Source organism: Moraxella cuniculi (assembly GCF_900637105.1).
Lineage (GTDB): Bacteria > Pseudomonadota > Gammaproteobacteria > Pseudomonadales > Moraxellaceae > Moraxella > Moraxella cuniculi.
On the sequence record NZ_LR134343.1, the window covers coordinates 289,782 to 308,308 of the forward strand.

The following is an 18,527-nucleotide window of genomic DNA, read 5'->3' on the forward strand; positions in this document are numbered from 1 at the left end:
AGCCAAACAGCACTTTGGGCGATTTAGGCATCATGCCACTGATAATCAAACGCCTCGCCTGCCATGCGGTCAATATGGCTTGCCACCACGCTTTGTAATTTTGCCAAATCCATCGGCTCGCTGCCACCCTCAACAGGTCTAATTTCGACCTGCAAAGCATCAGCCGATGGCAGCAGAACCACTTCTGCACTGGGAAAATGCACCACAAACCCCGTATCGCCCAGCGATGATATCTGGAATTTATGTTGCCAATGATTTGTCAAACGCTTGGCGATTCTTAGCCCGTCAGTGGTAGTGATGATTGCTTGGCTCATGATTTGCTCCATAACTATTTTATCAAAAACCGTCAGCACTGCCAGTGAGAAACATCGCACGCATTGCTTGGGCGGTTTTGTTGCCTGTGTTATTTTAGCTTGTTATTATAAGAGCTGTATTGATTGATGGCAATCCAGAATTGATAAGATTGATGGTGAATAAACAGTTGATAAGTGTAAATAACAGGTGCAGATATCCAATCCCAAAAACAACAAAACCGCAAACTTAGTGCGGCTTTGTTGTTTTTACGACTGTAAAAATATCCATACTCTCTTCCTTGCTAGCATCTCATCCATGCTCCAATCCATTGGAGTTTTCCGTTGCTATGTGCATATTATGCACCAAAATCACAACGATAAACAGATGGCAAATGCGTCAATTGTTGTAAGAAATTGCTTACAATTGAATAAATGCTATTGCTTCACCCAAGCCCCCTGTCGCCATACCAGTGCAAAACGGGTGGCTTTGCCGTCTTTTTCAGAGCCGATATACTGCTCGGCATTTTTACGACTCCAACGCAAGATGGTCGGATTGCCTTCATCATCAACATCAGGAGCGTCAAACAAATAATGAAATTTTGGCTCAAGCTCATCTTTGATGGTACGCAATTCGCTCAATTTTGGCGGACGAGTTTCACGCACTTTGGGGAATTTTGATGCCGCCAAGAACAGACCTGCCGCCCCTTCACGCAGCACATAATGGTCATCAAACCGCCCAGAGCGTAAATGTGGCATGGCAATGGCTGTCATGCGTGGCGGTGCTGCTTGTCCATTTTTTAGCACTTTTCGCGTATTGTCGCATTTTTGGCAAGCAAAATACGCCCCAAAACGCCCAGTTTTTAGTTCCATTTGCCCATCGCATTTATCACAATCAATGGTTGGTGCGTCATTACTCGTGCCAGCAACCTCAAACACGCCCTGCTCTAACAAATGGCCTTCACAATCAGGATTGTTACCACAAATGTGCAATTTTAGCCCGCCATCGACGATATAGCCGTCCATTGCCGCATTGCACAGCTGGCAGCGTTTTTTCTCCAGCAAGGCATGAACCTCTGCCGACTCATCGTCCGCATCAAAGGCAAATGCCGATACTGGCATGAGATTTTTTGTGCCTTTACAGCGTTCTTTTGGTGGCAGATTGTAGCCTGTGCAGCCCAAAAATACGCCTGTCGAGCCTGTACGCACCTGCATGGGTCTGCCGCAGGCATCACAGCCAATCTCTGGCACATTGGTTGGGTTGTTTGGTCGCATACCATCTGATGATTTGGCGGTGTCTAATTTTTGTTTAAATTCATGATAAAAATTATTCAGCACCACTTTCCAATTCTCATCACCAACCGCCACTTCATCAAGTTTATCCTCAAGCCCTGCCGTGAACGCATAATCCATCAAATCAGGGAAACTCTCAATTAGGCGTTCGGTAACAATATCTCCCATTTTTTCGGCATACAGGCGTTTGTTCTCAAGTTTTACATAGCCACGCTCTTGAATGGTTGAGATAATTGAGGCATAGGTTGATGGGCGACCGATACCGCGACTTTCTAGCTCTTTGACCAGACTTGCCTCACTGTAGCGTGCTGGTGGTTTGGTAAAATGTTGGCTAGGCTCAATCGCCGTCAATGGCAATTTGTCGCCAACAGCAACCTTTGGCAGCAACACATCATCGCTTTTGGCTGGTGGCTGTATGCGAGTATAGCCATCAAAAATCAGCGTCCGTCCTTTGGCTTTTAGCTCAATGTCAGCCGCAGCCACCAACAAACTGACCGACTGATAGCGTGCTGGTGTCATTTGGCAAGCGACAAACTGCCGCCAAATCAGCTCATACAGACGCTGTGCATCTCGCTCCATCGCTGTCAATTGACTGGATTTTATGGCAACATTAGACGGACGAATCGCCTCGTGTGCCTCTTGAGCATTTTGTTTGTTGCCATAAAAATTGGGCTTTTCGGGCAGATAAGCACCGCCAAACTGCTCACCGATATAACCACGCACCGCCGTCAATGCGTCTTGGCTCAAGAAAGTTGAGTCAGTACGCATATAGGTGATATGACCAGCTTCGTACAATCGCTGTGCCAAAATCATGGTTTTTTTGACGCTAAAGCCCAAGCGAGTGCTGGCTGCCTGCTGCAGTGTCGAGGTGATAAATGGGGCAGAGGGACGAGACTGGGTGGGTTTTTCGTCAATGCTTGATACAACAAAATCAGCAGAACTTAGCACCGACACCACCGCATCTGCTGCCTGCTTATTATCCAGCTTTAGGCTCTTGCCGCCTTGCTTGACTGCCTCTAGGGTCAATATCTCACCTGCCGCGGTGTTTTTTGTGTGGATTTGCCAATATTCCACAGGCACAAAGGCACGGATTTCTCGCTCTCGCTCTACCACAAGGCGGGTTGCCACAGACTGGACACGCCCTGCCGACAGCCCACGAGCGATTTTTGCCCACAGCAGTGGTGAGACCATAAAACCCACCACACGATCTAAGAATCGGCGTGCTTGCTGGGCATTGACTCGGTCAATGTTGAGCTTATCAGGGCTTTTGAAGGCATTTTCGATGGCGGATTTGGTGATTTCGTTAAATACCACACGACTGTATTTGTCGTCATCGCCACCGATAACCTCTTTTAAGTGCCACGCAATCGCCTCTCCTTCTCTATCCAAGTCCGTTGCCAGATAGATTTTGTCGGCATCTTTTGCTAGAGCCTTTAATTCACGAATTACTTTGGTTTTGTTTGGCAAGATTTCATAAACAGCCGCCCAGTCATGCTCAGGGTCTACCCCCATGCGGCGAACCAATGCCCTCTGGGCTTTTTGCTCACGATTTAGCCCTGCCTCCTCGTCCTTGCTTGCTTTTGTGCCGCTGCCACCGACAGGCAAATCTCGCACATGGCCAATGCTTGAGCGGACGATATAGCCACTGCCCAGATATTTGTTGATGGTTTTGGCCTTGGCTGGCGACTCGACAATCACCAAAGCCTTACCCTTGGCATTTGCTGTGGTTTTGGTGGTGGTTTTTTTGCTGGTTGCCATATCTTGCCCTGTCATAAACAATTTAATAAATAGTAACTTTATATTTAAATATCTTAAAAAATACCCATCATCGCACAAATCATTTGGCGATTTATTGACGAATTATTGCATTTATAGGGTGAAAATTTGATTTTGTCAATCATTTTTCACAGTTTGTGGTGATTTTGCCCTGTTTTTTGTGCATTTATCCAGACAACCTTAGTGAATTTATCAGCCAATGTTGTCGCCTTCAGCGGGTTGTTGATTGACAACGCCCATGCTCAGCTTAACCACCGCCACCGTTTCTGCCCAGCCGATTAATGCCTTGTACATATCCACCAAATCTGCCGCTGCTTGATTTTTATCCAGCTTATACGCCTTATGGCTGTGCTGATATTTGTCATCAAGCCAATACAACGCCACCGCATTTGCCTTCATTGACAACCCCAAAGTGCGTGAGGCAATCGCATCAGGCAACAAAATCGGCACACCGTCCAATCGTGCCGCCTGCTGACGCATTTTGGCGGTATAAAAATCCTGTTCCACCAGTCGCCAGACACCTGCCACCGCTTTATACTGCACCATTGGCAGGGCAAGCTCATGAGCGGTCAGCGTATACTGGGCAATCTTGGCGGTAGCCTCGCTTGGATGACGATCGGCAGGCACAGGGCTGATGAGATTTTTTTGAGCCACAAGCCAATCAGGGCAAGCGATGAGCTTTGGGAAAATCTGATAAGATCTCGCCATCAGGCGAAAATCTGCCACCCGTACCGCTGCTGGACTTGGACGAGCCGCCATAAAATTGCCCAGCAAAAACCCTGCCACCACCAGCACCACGATAATGGCAATCGCTGTATTTGACAAATCCATCGGTACACCTATAACAACAACTGGCGTTTGCCACTATTATCCATCGCCGAAACCAAGCCTCTTTCTTGCATCTGATCAAGCAAGCGTGCTGCACGGTTGTAGCCAATGCTAAATTTGCGTTGCACTGACGAAATCGATGGCTTGCGTGTCTCTACCACATATGCCGCTGCCGCCTCGTATAATTGATCGCCATCGGCAACACTGCTGGTATCACCACTGCCCTCACCATCAAAAGTATAACTCTCTGACAGGTCGATATAGTCAGGACTGCCTCGCTCACGCCACGCATCACAGACACGGTTCACCTCATCATCATCAACATAAGCACCATGCACACGCTCGGCAGAGTTTTTGCCCGGAGCGATAAACATCATATCGCCATTACCCAGCATATCCTCGGCACCGCCCTCTTCGATGATGGTACGGCTATCCACTTTGGTATTAACCCTCAATGCCACACGAGATGGCACATTTGCCTTGATCAGTCCTGTAACCACATTGACTGTCGGTCGCTGGGTGGCAAGCAGCAAATGAATGCCAGCAGCACGAGCTTTTTGTGCCAGTCGTACGATTGGCTCTTCGGCAGTTTTGCCCAGCTGCATAATCATGTCAGCAAACTCATCTGCCACAATGACAATAATCGGCAGTGTCTTTAACTTTGGTGGTTTGGACTGACTGACGCTATCATTGGCTTGCCATAATGGATCATAAATTGACTCGCCACTTTGTTCAGCTTGGATAATTTTTTTGTTAAATTCGGCAATCTTGCGTACACGCAGCTTACTCATCAATCGATAGCGGCGTTCCATTTCATTCACGCACCAAGTCAATGCCGCCACCGCATCTTGCATATCAGTAATCACAGGGGTTAATAAGTGCGGTATGTCGTTATAATTCGCAAGCTCCAGTTGCTTGGGGTCAATCAGTACCAGCTTCAGCTCATCGGGGGTGTATTTTAGGAGCATGGATAACAAAAATGAGTTCACCAGCACCGATTTGCCCGAGCCTGTCGTACCTGCCACAAGCATATGCGGTGCTTTGGCAAGGTCGGCAATCACCACCTTACCGCTGATGTCCTTGCCGACAGCGATGGCGATTTGTTTGTCTGGGTCTTGGTAGTCGGCGGTGTCTAATAGCTCAATCAAGCGTACCATCTCTCGCTTGACATTTGGTACTTCTATGCCGATATAAGGCTTGCCAGCAATCACCTCAACCACACGCAATGATGCCTTGGACATTGAGCGTGCCAAATCCTGTGCCACGCGTGTAACACGGCTTGCCTTCACCCCTGCTGCCAAATCTACCTCAAAGCGTGTTACCACAGGGCCGACGGTCGCCGCCATCACCTGTGCTTGGATATTATACTCTTGCAGTTTAATCTCAAGCAATTCAGAGGCTTCTTTTATTTCGGCTTCACTAACCTTTGGCTTATTTTGATAATCTGGGGTGTCAAGCAGCGTAAGCTCAGGTATTGGCGATAAACTCATGCGATAGGCAAGCTTACCCATTGCGTATGACTTGGGCTGACCGCCAGCTTGACTTGGCTCATCCGCCCAAGCCGCTGTATCATTTGGCTCATCTGATAATCCATCAACCAGCTCTGGCATCGGCTCGTAAGGCTTGGCAGATACGGTTGTCTGTGGCTGATGATTGGCATCAACATCAGCAGAATCAATGCGTAATTTACCCAATTGATTATATCTATCCACTGTACTTGGTGCTGCCTCATCTGGCTGTATCTTTGGCTCATCAGTCAATGCCAGCGATACGCTCGCCTCATTGATGATATGCTCGTCTGCCACAGTACTGTATGGATTTGGCTCATCATCTGACTCATACTGCCAAGTCAGACTCTCATCATCGCTCGGCATCTGCTCGGACAAACTTATCGCTTGGGTCTGTAGGGCAATCTGCTCATCAAGCACCCTTTGGGCAGCGGCATCTTGCTCGGCTTGTCGCTTGGCAAGCAGCTCATCTCTTAGCCCAGAATGACACAAAAAACTCTCCAACGCCCCATGATGATTATGAGCCTGCACGACATCATCAATCGGCTCATCAACATCGTCAGCCACAGGCTGCTTTGGCACTTCTGCCACTGGCGTTTGTTCATTATCGGCTTTTGGGCGAGCCTGCCCCACCCAATCCATAATCATCGCCGCCACATTTGCCCAGCGAATCTCAAAACTTAGGGCAGCAATAATACCAATCAACGCAATCAGTGCCAATGCCGTAACGCTCGCCCCCAGATTGATGACTAGGTTTTTTTGTAGCTCAAAACCCATCGCACCGCCCAAGCTGGCTGCAAGCCCATTATCCCGAAAATCACCCATATAAGCCAGCAAAGCACTGATAAATGCCAACAACAAGGCATAAGCTGACACCCTTAGCACCCACAGCAATTTGGCGTGCGACCACCACAGTCGTGCCAACTCATACGCCAAAACCAGCACCAAAAACCATGCACCATAACCAAAAAAAGTATGCAAAATATCCGCCACCCACGCACCCATACGCCCAGCAACATTGGCAATCTCAGGATTGCTGCCGATATGCGACCATGCCGAATCCGTCTTGTCGTACGACAGTAATGCCAAGAACAAAAATACCAACAGCACCGTGCCAATGACAGTGAGTAGCAATTGCCCAAACAAGGACATTTTTTTTGGCGTGATGAATTGATTTAGCGATAAAGTTTTCATGGATACTCTAGCATAAGGGTTGGGTGGTTAAGGCTGTCGCACAAAGCCCAAAGCCAAGTGGCAACATAACCGCTTATTATAGCGAAATTTATGGCATTTTACCAAATATTCCACAACCATGCCGAATTCGGCGACCAAAGCCATCGCTTGATACAATTTGGCATGACTAATTTTGTCAAACGATGAAAAAATTAAGAAAATGTTTGCCTTTATTGGATTTTTCGGTAAAATTATAACAATTATTTTGGCTAATGACCGCTACCGATAACCAACGGTCTTTGCCATCTTGTTTTTTGTCATTACAATTTTAGGAATTTTCATGACTGATTTACGCCCAATTGCACTTGATTTGCAAGACATTCACAAAAGCTATGGCTCGCTTGAGGTGCTAAAAGGCGTTTCTTTGACTGCTCATGATGGCGATGTTATCAGCATTTTGGGTTCGTCAGGTTCTGGCAAATCCACGCTGTTGCGGTGCATTAATCTGCTCGAAAAACCAAGTCTTGGCAAGATTATTGTCGGTCAAGAGGAGCTAAAGCTCAAAGCCCACAAAGGCGAACTGGTTGCCGCTGACAAAAAACAACTGGAAAAACTGCGTTCAAAAATCGGCTTTGTTTTCCAAAATTTTAACCTCTGGCCGCACAAAACCATCTTACAAAACATCATCGAAGGCCCGACCCAAGTGCTGGGTCTATCAAAAGCAGAAGCCATCAGCGATGCCGAGCGACTGCTCACCAAAGTTGGTTTGCTGGACAAAAAAGATGCCTATCCTGACAATCTATCAGGCGGACAAAGACAGCGTGTGGCGATTGCCCGTTCGCTTGCCATGCGTCCACAGGTGCTGCTTTTTGACGAGCCGACATCTGCTCTTGACCCTGAATTGGTCAATGAGGTTTTGGCGGTGATGCGTGAGCTTGCTGCCGAAGGTCGCACCATGCTGATTGTAACCCACGAGATGCGTTTTGCTCGTGAAGTATCCAGCAAGGTGGTCTTTTTGCACCAAGGTCGTATCGAGGAAATCGGCACGCCTGAAGAAGTATTTGACAATCCAAAATCACCACGAGTGCGTGAATTTATGGCATCGCACCGCTGATTGGTATTGTGCCAGTTGGCTGAAGAATTTTTGTTTTATTAATGCAAGCTGGAATTTGTCTCTTTTACTGCCAAGAACCCAGCTTAAGGAAAAACCGTGATTAAACCATTTGCTACACTTGCCATCGCTTGCCTTGCACTGGTTGGCTGTTCACAATCAAAAGACGAAACCGCCACAAGCGAAAGCAAACAAACTGCCGAAACCACCGAACAACGCGAGCTGATTATCGCAACCGAAGCCGCCTACCCTCCATTTAATGACACCGACCCCAGTGGCAATATCGTTGGATTCGATGTTGATGTCATCAATGCCATCTGTGCCGAAATTCAGGCAAAATGCCAAATCGTTGCCCAAGATTGGGACGGCTTAATCCCAAGCCTATTGATGGGCAAATATGACGCAATCATCGCAGGTATGTCCATCACACCAGAGCGACAAGCTCAAGTGGATTTTAGCGAGCCATATTTTTCAAACACCATCGCATGGCTTGCCAAAAAAGACGGCAGCTTTGACCCCAATAACATCACCGACAAAGTGCTGGGCGGTCAGCGTTCCACCACAGGTGCTGCCTACATTAGCGAAAAATATGACGGCAAAGATGGCAACCGTGTGCAGTTGTATGACACCTACACCAACGCCTATCTTGACCTAAAAGCAGGTCGAAACCAAGCAGTCATGGCAGAAAAAGCCTCCGCATCAGATTGGCTAAAACAAGCAGGCAACGAAGAATTTGGTCTGGTTGGCGAAGAGATTAACAACAACGACAACCTAGGTATTGCCGTGCGTAAGGGCGATGCACTAAAAGCACAATTTGACGCAGCACTGGCAACCTTAAAACAAACAGGAAAATTGGCAGAAATTGAAAAAGCCCATTTTCAATAATACCTACCGCCACACGCCACGCCAATGACGGCAAGGCAACCTAAGCCCCAAGTGAATGCAGACTTGGTTGATGTTTAACAAGAGGAGTTTATCATGAAATTTATTATAAAATTAACAACCGCCGCCCTTGCCCTTGCCACACTTACCGCTTGCGGCACCAACAATGATAAGCCCGCTGATGCTACACGACAAATTCGCATCGCAACCGAGTCAAATTTTAAGCCCTTTAGCTATCTGGATACGCAGGGCAATGTGGTGGGTTTTGAGATTGACCTTGCCAATGCCCTGTGCGAGCAAATCAAAGCCCAGTGCAACATCATCAGCCAAGATTGGGACAGCTTAATTCCAAGCCTAAACGCCAATCAATCTGATGCGATTATGGCAGGTATGTCCATCACGCAAGAGCGTCAGCAAGTGGTGGATTTTAGCGAGCCGTATTTTGACAATGCGTTGGTACTGGTTGGTAAAAAAGGCGATGCCACTACCATCGATAGCATTGCTGGCAAAACGGTCGCCACACAGCAGGCGACACTGGCAGCTGATTACCTCAAACAAAACCATCCCGATGCCATCGTCAAGGCTTATGACAAACAAGACAATGCCTATCTTGATTTGTCAGCAGGGCGTGCTGATTTGATGCTGTCTGATGCTGTGCCAATCACCGACTGGCTAAGCACCGAGACAGGGGCAAATTTTGAGATCAAAGGTCAGCCCATTGACATCAATGACAAGGTTGCCATCGCTGTCCGCAAAGGCGACACTGCTCTAAAAGCGGATTTTGACAATGCACTTGCCGCCCTAAAGCAAAATGGCAAATATGACGAAATCGTCAGCAAGTATTTTGACAAACAAACTTTATTGCAAAAATAACACCGCCAAGATAGGCACCCATCAGTCAATCAAGGAGATGATGATGAAACTAAAAACCACCGCCCTATTTGCAACCATGCTTGGTGCATTGGCATTAACTGCCTGTGGCAACCAAAACAATACAGCCGACTCGGTGCTGCGTATCGCCACCGAAGGCTCTTATGCACCGTATAATTTTACCAATCCTGATGGCAGCTTGGCTGGGTTTGATATTGACATCGCCAATGCTCTGTGCGAAAAAATGCAAACACAATGCCAAATCACCGCTCAAGATTGGGACGGCATTATCCCTGCACTAAAAACAGGCAAATTTGATGCCATCGTTTCGGCAATGTCTGTAACCGCAGAGCGTAGCGAGCAGGTAGATTTTAGTAAGCCTTACTACATTAACTATTTGGTATTTTTGGCAAAAAACGATTCCAAATTTGACCCAAGTTCAAAAACCGACATCGAAAATGCCAAAATCACCGCCCAACGCTCAACCATCTCAAGCCAGTGGCTGACCCAGACTTACCCAAACAGCAAGCCACAGCTGTATGACACGCTGGACAATGCCTTTATTGATTTGGGCAATGGTCGTGCTGATGCCATGATTTCTGACAAATTACCTGCTTTGACTTGGCTGAAATCTGATTTGGGCAAAAATTTCACCATCAAAGGTTCTGATATTGACATCGATGACAAAGTCGCTGTCGCCGTTGATAAAGGCAACACAGAGTTGCTACAAAAAATCAACGATGCCCTAGATGCCATCAAGGCTGATGGCACTTATGAAAAAATCGTCATCAAGCATTTTGGTGCTGAAGGTATGCCAAAGGACTTGCAATAACACAAGCCTATCAGCACAGCTCCACCAAAGACGAGTTTATCAGGCTTGACCTAGGTCTCTAGGTCAGCGGTCTGTTTTGTGCTACAATAATCCATTGCACTCTTGGCTGGGCTAGACCTTGCCAGTGTGCGTTTATATTAACATCAAAAGTTGCTCAGGCAACGCACAAGGTATCAGCGTGTTTGACTTACAAGGCTACGGCCCAATTTTAATGCAAGGTACACTTTTGACCATCAAACTGGGTCTTGCCAGTTTGTTTTTTGGTTTGATTTTTGGGCTGTTGGGTGCGTGTGCCAAACTCTCAAACCTGTGGATTTTGCAAAAACTTGCCAATATCTACACAACTGTCGTGCGTGGCATTCCTGAACTGCTCATGGTGTTTTTTATCTTTTATGGCGGCAGTGTGATTTTTTTGGTCATCGCCAAACAGCTCGGCTATCAAGGTCGCATTAATATTTCTGAATTTTGGGCAGGGGTTGTGGCTCTGTCTGTCATGTTTGGAGCCTATGCCACCGAAGTTTTTCGCATGGCGATTCAAGACATTCCCAAGGGTCAGTTTGAGGCTGCCGAAAGTCTTGGCATGACACCTTTTCAGACTTGGACACGCATTATCCTACCCCAAATGTGGCTGGTTGCCCTGCCCGGACTTGGTAACTTGACACTGGTGCTGCTCAAAGACACCGCCCTAGTATCACTCATCGGGCTGAAGGATTTGATGTATTTTGCCCAGCGTGCTTCGCAAGCAACCCAAAAACCATTTACTTTTTATTTGGCAGCAGCACTGATTTATTTGGCTTTGACATCAATCATTACGCTGTTTGTTATGTGGTGCGAGGCTCGTGCCAACCCTGCTGCACGCTACGCTAAGATGTTACGCAAACAATCACGAGGTCAGGCATGAATTGGAATTGGCAAGCGATTATTAAGTATTTTCCTGACCTGTTGTCAGCGTCCATCACCACGCTTGAGCTGGTGATTGCCTCTTGTGCCTTGGGTCTTATCTTTGGTGTTTTGCTTGGCTTATGGCGGTTGTCGCCTGTGGTATGGCTGCGTGCAATCCCTGCAATGTATATTTTCTTTTTTCGTGGCACGCCGCTTTTGGTGCAGATTTTCTTAATCTATTATGGCTTGGGTCAATTTGATGCCATCAAGCAATCTGCCCTGTGGCAGCCTGTGCTAAGCCAAGCCTACTGGTGTGCCATCATTGCTTTTACACTCAATACCTCTGCCTACATTGCCGAGATTGTGCGTGGTGCCATACAAGCTGTGCCACAAGGCGAACTGGAAGCTGCCGATGCCATCGGTATGTCCAAGCTAAAAAAATTACGCCGCATCACCCTGCCTCGTGCCTTTGGTATCATGATTCCTGCCTATAGCAATGAGGTGATTTTTATGCTAAAAGGCAGTGCTTTGGCGGCATCAATCACTGTTGCTGAGCTGACCTATAAGGCTCGTGAAATCATGGCTGCAACCTACCTGAACCTTGAGATGTATTTTGCCGCTGGGGTGATTTATCTGCTCATCAGCTGGGTATTTTTGTTCGCATTTCGCCAGTTTGAGCATCGCATCAATCACCACAAATACTACACACCCACTCACCAATCCTAAGGAGCCATCATGACCCTGCATACCATCATCTTGGCCGCTGGCAAAGGCACACGCATGAAATCCACCAGACCAAAGGTGCTACAAACCTTGGCTGGCAAGCCTTTGGTGCGTCATGTGCTAGACACTTGTGCTGCCATCGGTGCAGACAGTACCGTGCTGATTTATGGCTTTGGTGGTCAGATGGTCAAACAAGCACTGGCAGGGTATGATATTATTTTTGCCGAACAAACCGAGCAACTTGGCACAGGCGACGCTGTCAAAGTCGCCCTGCCTCATCTACCCACCACAGGCAAAAGCCTGATTTTGTATGGTGATGTGCCACTTACCACCGAAAACACACTCAAGCAATTGGTCGCTGCCAACACAGCTGGCATTTCCATGCTGACCCTAGAGGTGGACAATCCATTTGGGCTGGGTCGCATTATTCGCAAAAACGAGCAAGTCATTGCCATCGTTGAACAAAAAGACGCCACCGATGCCCAAAAAGCCATCAAAGAAATCAACAGCGGCATTTATTGCGTGGACAACGCCCTATTGCACAAATACCTGCCTTGTCTCACCAATGATAACGCACAGGGTGAATATTACCTGACCGATATTGTCAAATTGGCGGTTGCTGATGGTGTGGAGATTGCGACCATTTCCCCAGAGTTTGATTTTGAAATCGAAGGGGTGAATGACCGCATTCAGTTGGCAAATCTAGAGCGCCACTATCAGGCTCATCAGATACGCACCTTACAACACGCTGGCGTGCAGTTTGCCGACCCTGATCGTGTAGATATTCGTGGGCGACTGCACTGTGGGCAAGATGTGTTTATTGATATCAACACCATATTTATCGGCGAGGTGTCGCTTGGTGATGGCGTGCAGATTGATGCAGGGACAATCATCACTGACAGCACCATTGGCAACGCCACTCATATCAAGCCTTATTGCGTCATCGATGGCAGCAATATCGGCTCTGATGCCAGCATTGGGCCTTTTGCTCATTTACGCCCCCAGACTCTGCTGGCTGACAATGTCAAAATCGGCAACTTTGTCGAAACCAAAAAAACCACGCTCGGACAAGGCAGCAAAATCAATCACCTAAGCTATGCTGGCGACAGCGAAATTGGTCGCGAGGTTAATATTGGTGCTGGCGTCATCACTTGCAACTATGATGGCGTGAACAAATCTCGCACAGTCATCGGCGATGGTGCTTTTGTGGGCAGTAATTCCAGCCTTGTCGCTCCTGTTAATATCGGCAACAACGCCACCATCGGGGCAGGATCAGTGATTACCAAAAATGCCGCCGATGACAAATTAACACTGGCACGCAGTCAGCAAGTTACCATTGACAACTGGCGTCGTCCCACGAAAAAAACCTAAAAATCACCGATCTTAACTCGGACAACTTCATCACTTGGTGCAGCCTTTTGCACCAAGCATTGCCCTGCCAAGCTTACACTTGTCTGTAGATTTGGCAATATCCCAAGTCTTGTCGCTATAGCCTTGTCGCCAATTTTTGGTTCAAACAAACGATGCTAACCGTGTTAATTTGCGACAAATCATCGTGGTTTTATCGCACTTTTGCCCCAAGCTGCAAGTTTATTCAACCGACAAACCCATCATTTTGCCACTTGGCTTTGCTGCCAAATAACCTTTGCAGCCTTAGGCATAAACATTTGCCAGCAGATAACTATCCGCCACCCACACAATTTTGCGATTGATTAAACATTGCCAACCGCCAAGCAGACACTTGCCAAGCCAAGTGTGTGCGTCCATATGGAACTGTACCCAAATTTTGATGGCATCGACTGCTATCTTAAAGCACTCAACCGTCAAGTTAAATCATCGCATTGGTGCATTTGCCAAAATATCAGTCAATAATCGCCAATAAGCCGCCACCGATTCGATATGCACCATCTCATCAGGCGAGTGAGCATTTTTGATGGTAGGCCCAATTGAGACAATATCAAGGTTGGGGTGGCTTTTTTTGATCAAACCGCATTCCAGCCCTGCATGAATGACCTTGATATCAGGCTTGCGGTTTAGGATTTTTTCGTACAAAGACACGGTCAGGGCTGTGATTGGAGAATTCTCATCAGGATTCCAGCCAACATAATCGCCGCTAAAACACACGCTTGCACCTGCTAGGCGTGCAATGCTTGACAAAACATCGCACACCGCCATCTTGCCAGATTCTACCAATGAGCGAATCAGCAACACGCACCGCAGACCTGACTCATCAAGTGCCAATTGCCCAAACGATAAAGAAGTCTCAACCGTATCTGCTGCCACATCGCTTTGGCGTACCACTCCATTTGGCAAAGCATGAATCAAATCCACCACTTGCATGCTGTCTTGTGGTGTCAAGCTGGTATCTGGCAGGGCAGTTTGTGCCACCGTACCAACAAAGTTCGGTTCCGCCTTGGCAATTTCGGCAGCTATCGTATCCAAAGTCAGCTCAATGCACTGCACAACTTGGGATTTGATGGTCTGTGGCAAACTGATGGTTGCGGTTGCCTCACGAGCGATGGCGTTTCGCAAAGTACCGCCATGCAGCCCAGAGATGGCAAATTGTCCAGAAAACTGTTGATTTAGCACCGCCAAAACTCGTGCCAATATCTTGATGGCACTGCTGCGGTTCTTATCAATATCCAGCCCAGAATGCCCACCACGCAAGCCCTTAATGTCGATGGTGATGGCGGTATCAAAGGCGGTTTTTTGCCACAGCACGGGCAATCTGACATCAGCATCAATGCCACCAGCACAGCCGATATACACCTCGCCGATTTCCTCGGTATCAGTATTAATCATCATCGTGGCGTTAAGCTCGCCTGATTGCAAACCAAACACCCCAACCATGCCAGTCTCCTCAGTCATGGTAAGCAGCACCTCAAGCTCTGGGTGAGCCAGCGTATCATCTGCCAATACCGCAAGGCAACTTGCCATGCCAATGCCATTATCCGCCCCCAAGGTCGTTCCTGTTGCCATCAGCCAAGCACCGTCATTGGGATTGATTCGCAGCCTGATGGGATCGGTGGCAAAATCATGCTCCACTTCAGCGTTGGCCTGTGGTACCATGTCCAAATGTGCCTGTAAAGCGATGGTGGCACGATTCTCATAGCCTGCCGAAGCGGGTTTTTTGATGATGACATTGCCCACCGCATCGCGGCGTACTGCCAGCCCTTGCGACTTTGCCCATGCGACAATATCAGTTGCCAGAGCCTCTTCATGATGGCTTGGGTGAGCAATTGCACTGATGCGTGCAAACCATTGCCATAACAGGCTCGGCTCAAATGCCTGAACCACCGCCAGATTTTTTTCATATGCCACAGCATGAAAACTCATACAACCTCCTAGTTATTTTTGCTATCTTGGTATCGCCTAAGTTTATTTCTTAATATGCCAATCATCACCCCAAGCAGTACAGCCACAGCAGGTCTGCAATGCCCCACATCGCCCTTTTGTCCGCCAATCTGTCAATATTAATCAGCAAAACGGCAAAATACTTGTCCAATTTATACGCCCATGCCGTTTATATTAGCGGCAAGCTATCCAAAATTATACCGCAAACACCTGATCTGCCGCCAATGCAAAGCGTGCCACCGTGCCATCAATATCGGTTAATTTATCAATGCCAAACAGTCCAATGCGAAAACTGCGATAATCTGCTGGCTCATCAAGTTGCAATGGCACGCCTGCAGCAATCTGCACGCCCACTTCGGCAAATGCCGCACCCTTATGCACCGCCTCGTTTGGTGCATGGCAAACAATCACCCCATACGCCTGCACCGCTCGATCGGCAACGCTGTTAATTCCTTTGGCATTTAATAAAGCCAAAATCCGCTCTCCAAGTGTGATTTGGGCATTTTTTAGCACATCATAGCCCTGTGCCTTTGCCTCAAGCAATGCCTGATACAACTGCACCAAGCCATCGGTTGGCATCGTGGCATGATAAGCATGACCGCCACTGTCGTATGCTGCCATCACATTGAGCCATGCTCGCAAATCAAGTGCAAAACTTGATGGCGTACTGCACGCCACTGCTTGCTTGGCGGCATCTGACAACATCACCAAACCAGCACAAGGTGTACTGGACAAGCCTTTTTGTGGTGCAGACAACAGCACATCTATGCCCAACTGTTTCATATCCAGCCACAAGCACCCCGAAGCAATACAATCAACCACCAACAGTCCACCAACTGCGTGTACCGCTTGTGCCAGAGCCTTGATATAATCATCAGGCAGCATAATGCCAGATGCTGTCTCAACATGGGGTGCGAACACCAACTGCGGACGCTGCTTGTGGATATAATCAACCACCTTGTCAATATCAGCTGGGACAAACTGTAATACGCCATCGTGCTGCTTGGCTTGTGCCTTGAACACCTGACAAGACTTCACCAAACCTGTTGCGTCCATAATCTGCGTCCAGCGATAACTGAACCAGCCATTACGAATCACCACACAGTCCTTGTCTTTTGCCAGCGTATGCACCACCGCCTCCATGCCAAATGTGCCAGAGCCAGGTACGATTGCCACCGCATCAGCCTGATATAGCTGCCGAAGCTCATAAGACAACCCTCGCATCACCGCCTGAAATTGCATGGACATATGATTAACCGCACGCTCGGTATATACCACCGAGTACTCAAGCAGTTGCTTAGAATCCAAATTTGTTGCCGACATAGACACTCCTTGTTGTTAATGGTAATTAAAAATAAATAATATATCAAATATCATTGCACAATATTGTGTGCCAATGCCACAGATACTACCACGCCCACCCGAAGGCTTGGCAAGCAAAAACACAAAAATAAACCCACAAACTACAGCCTGTGGGTTTTGGGATTATTGCTTGGCAGCATCACTTGCTTGCGACTGGCTGGCGGTGTCTGCTGACTCATCAGTTTTTTCAGCCGATTTGTCAGCTGCCGCCTCAACTGCCTTGTCCGCTGTGGCTGTGTCGGTTGTCGCAGCATCGGCTGGTTTTGCACCGCCCTTGGCAGCGGTTTCGGCGAAGGTTGGCTGACCATGGTCTTCAAAGATTATCTCTTCTGGCTTTGGTGCTTTTGCCACAGCTGCCTCTTGTGCCGCCTCAACACGATCAACAGCATAAACCTTCTCTTTCTTATCGCCGCAAGCACTGAGCATCATCGCCGCCGACAATGCCACAAAAATTGCCAAAGTTTTCATAATATTCTCCAAATAAAACGCCCAAATGCGTTACAAAACCCATTTTTCAAGCACAAATTCGATAACCAGCTTGGCAATAAAGCCAAAAAAGCCCATGCCCAAGGCAACAAAAATCCAAAAAGTTCCTGCCTTGCCTGCATCAGACTTTTTTGAAATATCCCACATGATAAAAATCAAAAACCCGATAAAAACTGGCAATAGGACATACAGCCCCAAAGTGGTTATTGTCTCGGCAGATACCATAAATTGTGTCGCCATCACAGACATCAAAAGCACCTTTGTGATAATTTATTACCACATTATAACAATAAAAATGGCAACTACCAACCTTCATACAAGAATTAAACACGATATTTTTGGAAAAATTTGCTAAAATATTGCCCAAAGCAACCTTTGGCAAATTTTTCGTTTATTTACACAGGATATATCATGACGCCAAAAAGCCACAACCAGCCTGCTGTTACCGCCATTTCTTCAGATGCAGAACCAAAGTTCAGCTGGAGTGGCATTACCATACTTGTCGGCTTGTTGCTGGCAGCAATTGCTGGCTGGCTGTTTTTTGGGTCATCATCAGCCCCAGCCCCACAGCCAGAGGCAGCGACCACTGCTGACGATAAGCAAGAACCGATGGTGTTTGAGTTTTATGAAGTTCTGCCCAATCAAAAGTTCCAAAGCATTCCTGAAGGTGTAAGCATTCAGCAGCATAAAGCAAGCTCTCTGCCTGCACCAACGACAGATTTGGTCATCGGCAGCACCGCCAAGTCCAGCGATGACACGGCCGCCAAATCAGACGATACGCCAGTCGGCACCACCCCAGACCAAGAGTCCGATCGTGGTATCGCACAAAACAAACCCTCGCAGGGCGATTATATCCTGCAAATCAAAAGCTACCGCAAAGCCGAAGAAGCCGATATCAAACGAGCCGAAGTGCTGATGGCTGGCGTAGATGCTGTGGTGATTCGCCGCACCGCCAAAGACGGTATAAGCATCTATCAGGTCATCTCCACGCCAATGAACGAAGCCGAAGCCAGTGCTGCCAGCGTTCGTCTACGCAATAACGGCATTGATTCACTGATTATCAAGCAATAAACACCAAAACCCATCACAATTGGCTTATTTATGAAATAAGCCACAACCTTCTTGCTTCTTGTGCCATGATGGGTAAAAATAACAGC

16 protein-coding genes are annotated in these 18,527 nt (G+C 47.6%); 8 read left to right on the top strand and 8 right to left on the bottom strand.

All coding sequences use genetic code 11. From position 1 onward, the window contains the following. Nucleotides 1-23: 23 nt before the first annotated feature. The 4 genes from EL162_RS01420 to EL162_RS01435 all read right to left on the bottom strand — a co-directional run bounded on the left by EL162_RS01420 (nt 24) and on the right by EL162_RS01435 (nt 6,847). Complete coding sequence (locus EL162_RS01420; RefSeq protein ID WP_126329578.1) at nt 24-314, bottom strand: DUF2218 domain-containing protein; 291 nt, start codon at nt 312-314, stop codon at nt 24-26. 414 nt (nt 315-728) lie between these two features. After that, entirely contained in the window at nt 729-3,341 is a 2,613-nt protein-coding gene (gene topA, locus EL162_RS01425; protein ID WP_126329580.1) for a type I DNA topoisomerase, read from the bottom strand. Between the two features lie 210 nt (nt 3,342-3,551). Further along, entirely contained in the window at nt 3,552-4,190 is a 639-nt protein-coding gene (locus EL162_RS01430) for a hypothetical protein (RefSeq protein WP_227543416.1), read from the bottom strand. An 8-nt stretch (nt 4,191-4,198) separates the two neighbouring features. After that, nucleotides 4,199-6,847, bottom strand: a complete 2,649-nt coding sequence (locus tag EL162_RS01435; protein ID WP_375537708.1) for a DNA translocase FtsK — start codon at nt 6,845-6,847, stop codon at nt 4,199-4,201. 361 nt (nt 6,848-7,208) lie between these two features. Between EL162_RS01435 and EL162_RS01440 the strand changes: the two genes are divergently transcribed. From EL162_RS01440 to glmU, 7 genes are all read left to right on the top strand, one after another. Beyond that, entirely contained in the window at nt 7,209-7,982 is a 774-nt protein-coding gene (locus tag EL162_RS01440) for an ABC transporter ATP-binding protein (RefSeq protein WP_076554908.1), read from the top strand. Nucleotides 7,983-8,078: 96 nt separating this feature from the next. After that, nucleotides 8,079-8,864 (top strand): transporter substrate-binding domain-containing protein, encoded by a 786-nt coding sequence (locus tag EL162_RS01445; protein WP_076554907.1) that lies wholly within the window; start codon nt 8,079-8,081, stop codon nt 8,862-8,864. A gap of 93 nt (nt 8,865-8,957) precedes the next feature. Continuing rightward, nucleotides 8,958-9,734 carry a transporter substrate-binding domain-containing protein gene (locus EL162_RS01450; RefSeq protein WP_126329584.1) on the top strand — a complete coding sequence of 259 codons (777 nt, stop codon included), beginning with the start codon at nt 8,958-8,960 and terminating at the stop codon, nt 9,732-9,734. 76 nt (nt 9,735-9,810) lie between these two features. After that, nucleotides 9,811-10,563 carry a transporter substrate-binding domain-containing protein gene (locus EL162_RS01455; protein ID WP_227543443.1) on the top strand — a complete coding sequence of 251 codons (753 nt, stop codon included), beginning with the start codon at nt 9,811-9,813 and terminating at the stop codon, nt 10,561-10,563. 178 nt (nt 10,564-10,741) lie between these two features. Next, nucleotides 10,742-11,464: an ABC transporter permease gene (locus tag EL162_RS01460; RefSeq protein ID WP_126329586.1), complete on the top strand. Its 723-nt coding sequence runs from the start codon at nt 10,742-10,744 to the stop codon at nt 11,462-11,464. Continuing rightward, nucleotides 11,461-12,171, top strand: a complete 711-nt coding sequence (locus tag EL162_RS01465; protein ID WP_126329588.1) for an ABC transporter permease — start codon at nt 11,461-11,463, stop codon at nt 12,169-12,171. The genes EL162_RS01460 and EL162_RS01465 overlap by 4 nt, the downstream gene beginning before the upstream one ends. A gap of 9 nt (nt 12,172-12,180) precedes the next feature. Then, complete coding sequence (gene glmU, locus EL162_RS01470; RefSeq protein ID WP_126329590.1) at nt 12,181-13,539, top strand: bifunctional UDP-N-acetylglucosamine diphosphorylase/glucosamine-1-phosphate N-acetyltransferase GlmU; 1,359 nt, start codon at nt 12,181-12,183, stop codon at nt 13,537-13,539. A 462-nt stretch (nt 13,540-14,001) separates the two neighbouring features. On the opposite strand, the gene EL162_RS01475 is transcribed toward glmU, so the two are convergent. The 4 genes from EL162_RS01475 to EL162_RS01490 form a co-directional block, all read right to left on the bottom strand. Beyond that, on the bottom strand, nt 14,002-15,504 hold the full coding sequence (locus EL162_RS01475) for an aminoacyl-histidine dipeptidase (protein WP_126329592.1): 1,503 nt from the start codon (nt 15,502-15,504) through the stop codon (nt 14,002-14,004). Nucleotides 15,505-15,717: 213 nt separating this feature from the next. Beyond that, a complete protein-coding gene (locus EL162_RS01480) occupies nt 15,718-16,845 on the bottom strand; it encodes an aminotransferase class V-fold PLP-dependent enzyme (RefSeq protein ID WP_126329594.1) in 1,128 nt (375 codons plus the stop codon). 162 nt (nt 16,846-17,007) lie between these two features. Next, nucleotides 17,008-17,352: a hypothetical protein gene (locus tag EL162_RS01485; RefSeq protein WP_126329596.1), complete on the bottom strand. Its 345-nt coding sequence runs from the start codon at nt 17,350-17,352 to the stop codon at nt 17,008-17,010. Nucleotides 17,353-17,382: 30 nt separating this feature from the next. Further along, nucleotides 17,383-17,619 (bottom strand): DUF2788 domain-containing protein, encoded by a 237-nt coding sequence (locus tag EL162_RS01490; protein ID WP_076554899.1) that lies wholly within the window; start codon nt 17,617-17,619, stop codon nt 17,383-17,385. A gap of 162 nt (nt 17,620-17,781) precedes the next feature. Between EL162_RS01490 and EL162_RS01495 the strand changes: the two genes are divergently transcribed. Next, a complete protein-coding gene (locus EL162_RS01495) occupies nt 17,782-18,441 on the top strand; it encodes an SPOR domain-containing protein (protein ID WP_126329598.1) in 660 nt (219 codons plus the stop codon). The last annotated feature ends 86 nt before the right edge of the window (nt 18,442-18,527 follow it).

Coding starts and splice junctions, on each gene's coding strand:
- EL162_RS01495 (WP_126329598.1), top strand. CDS start 17,782: ATGACGCCAAAAAGCCACAACCAGCCTGCTGTTACCGCCATTTCTTCA.
- EL162_RS01465 (WP_126329588.1), top strand. CDS start 11,461: ATGAATTGGAATTGGCAAGCGATTATTAAGTATTTTCCTGACCTGTTG.
- topA (WP_126329580.1), bottom strand. CDS start 3,341: ATGGCAACCAGCAAAAAAACCACCACCAAAACCACAGCAAATGCCAAG.
- EL162_RS01435 (WP_375537708.1), bottom strand. CDS start 6,847: ATGTCCTTGTTTGGGCAATTGCTACTCACTGTCATTGGCACGGTGCTG.
- EL162_RS01455 (WP_227543443.1), top strand. CDS start 9,811: ATGCTTGGTGCATTGGCATTAACTGCCTGTGGCAACCAAAACAATACA.
- EL162_RS01440 (WP_076554908.1), top strand. CDS start 7,209: ATGACTGATTTACGCCCAATTGCACTTGATTTGCAAGACATTCACAAA.
- glmU (WP_126329590.1), top strand. CDS start 12,181: ATGACCCTGCATACCATCATCTTGGCCGCTGGCAAAGGCACACGCATG.
- EL162_RS01430 (WP_227543416.1), bottom strand. CDS start 4,190: ATGGATTTGTCAAATACAGCGATTGCCATTATCGTGGTGCTGGTGGTG.
- EL162_RS01475 (WP_126329592.1), bottom strand. CDS start 15,504: ATGAGTTTTCATGCTGTGGCATATGAAAAAAATCTGGCGGTGGTTCAG.
- EL162_RS01420 (WP_126329578.1), bottom strand. CDS start 314: ATGAGCCAAGCAATCATCACTACCACTGACGGGCTAAGAATCGCCAAG.
- EL162_RS01485 (WP_126329596.1), bottom strand. CDS start 17,352: ATGAAAACTTTGGCAATTTTTGTGGCATTGTCGGCGGCGATGATGCTC.
- EL162_RS01490 (WP_076554899.1), bottom strand. CDS start 17,619: ATGTCTGTGATGGCGACACAATTTATGGTATCTGCCGAGACAATAACC.
- EL162_RS01450 (WP_126329584.1), top strand. CDS start 8,958: ATGAAATTTATTATAAAATTAACAACCGCCGCCCTTGCCCTTGCCACA.
- EL162_RS01480 (WP_126329594.1), bottom strand. CDS start 16,845: ATGTCGGCAACAAATTTGGATTCTAAGCAACTGCTTGAGTACTCGGTG.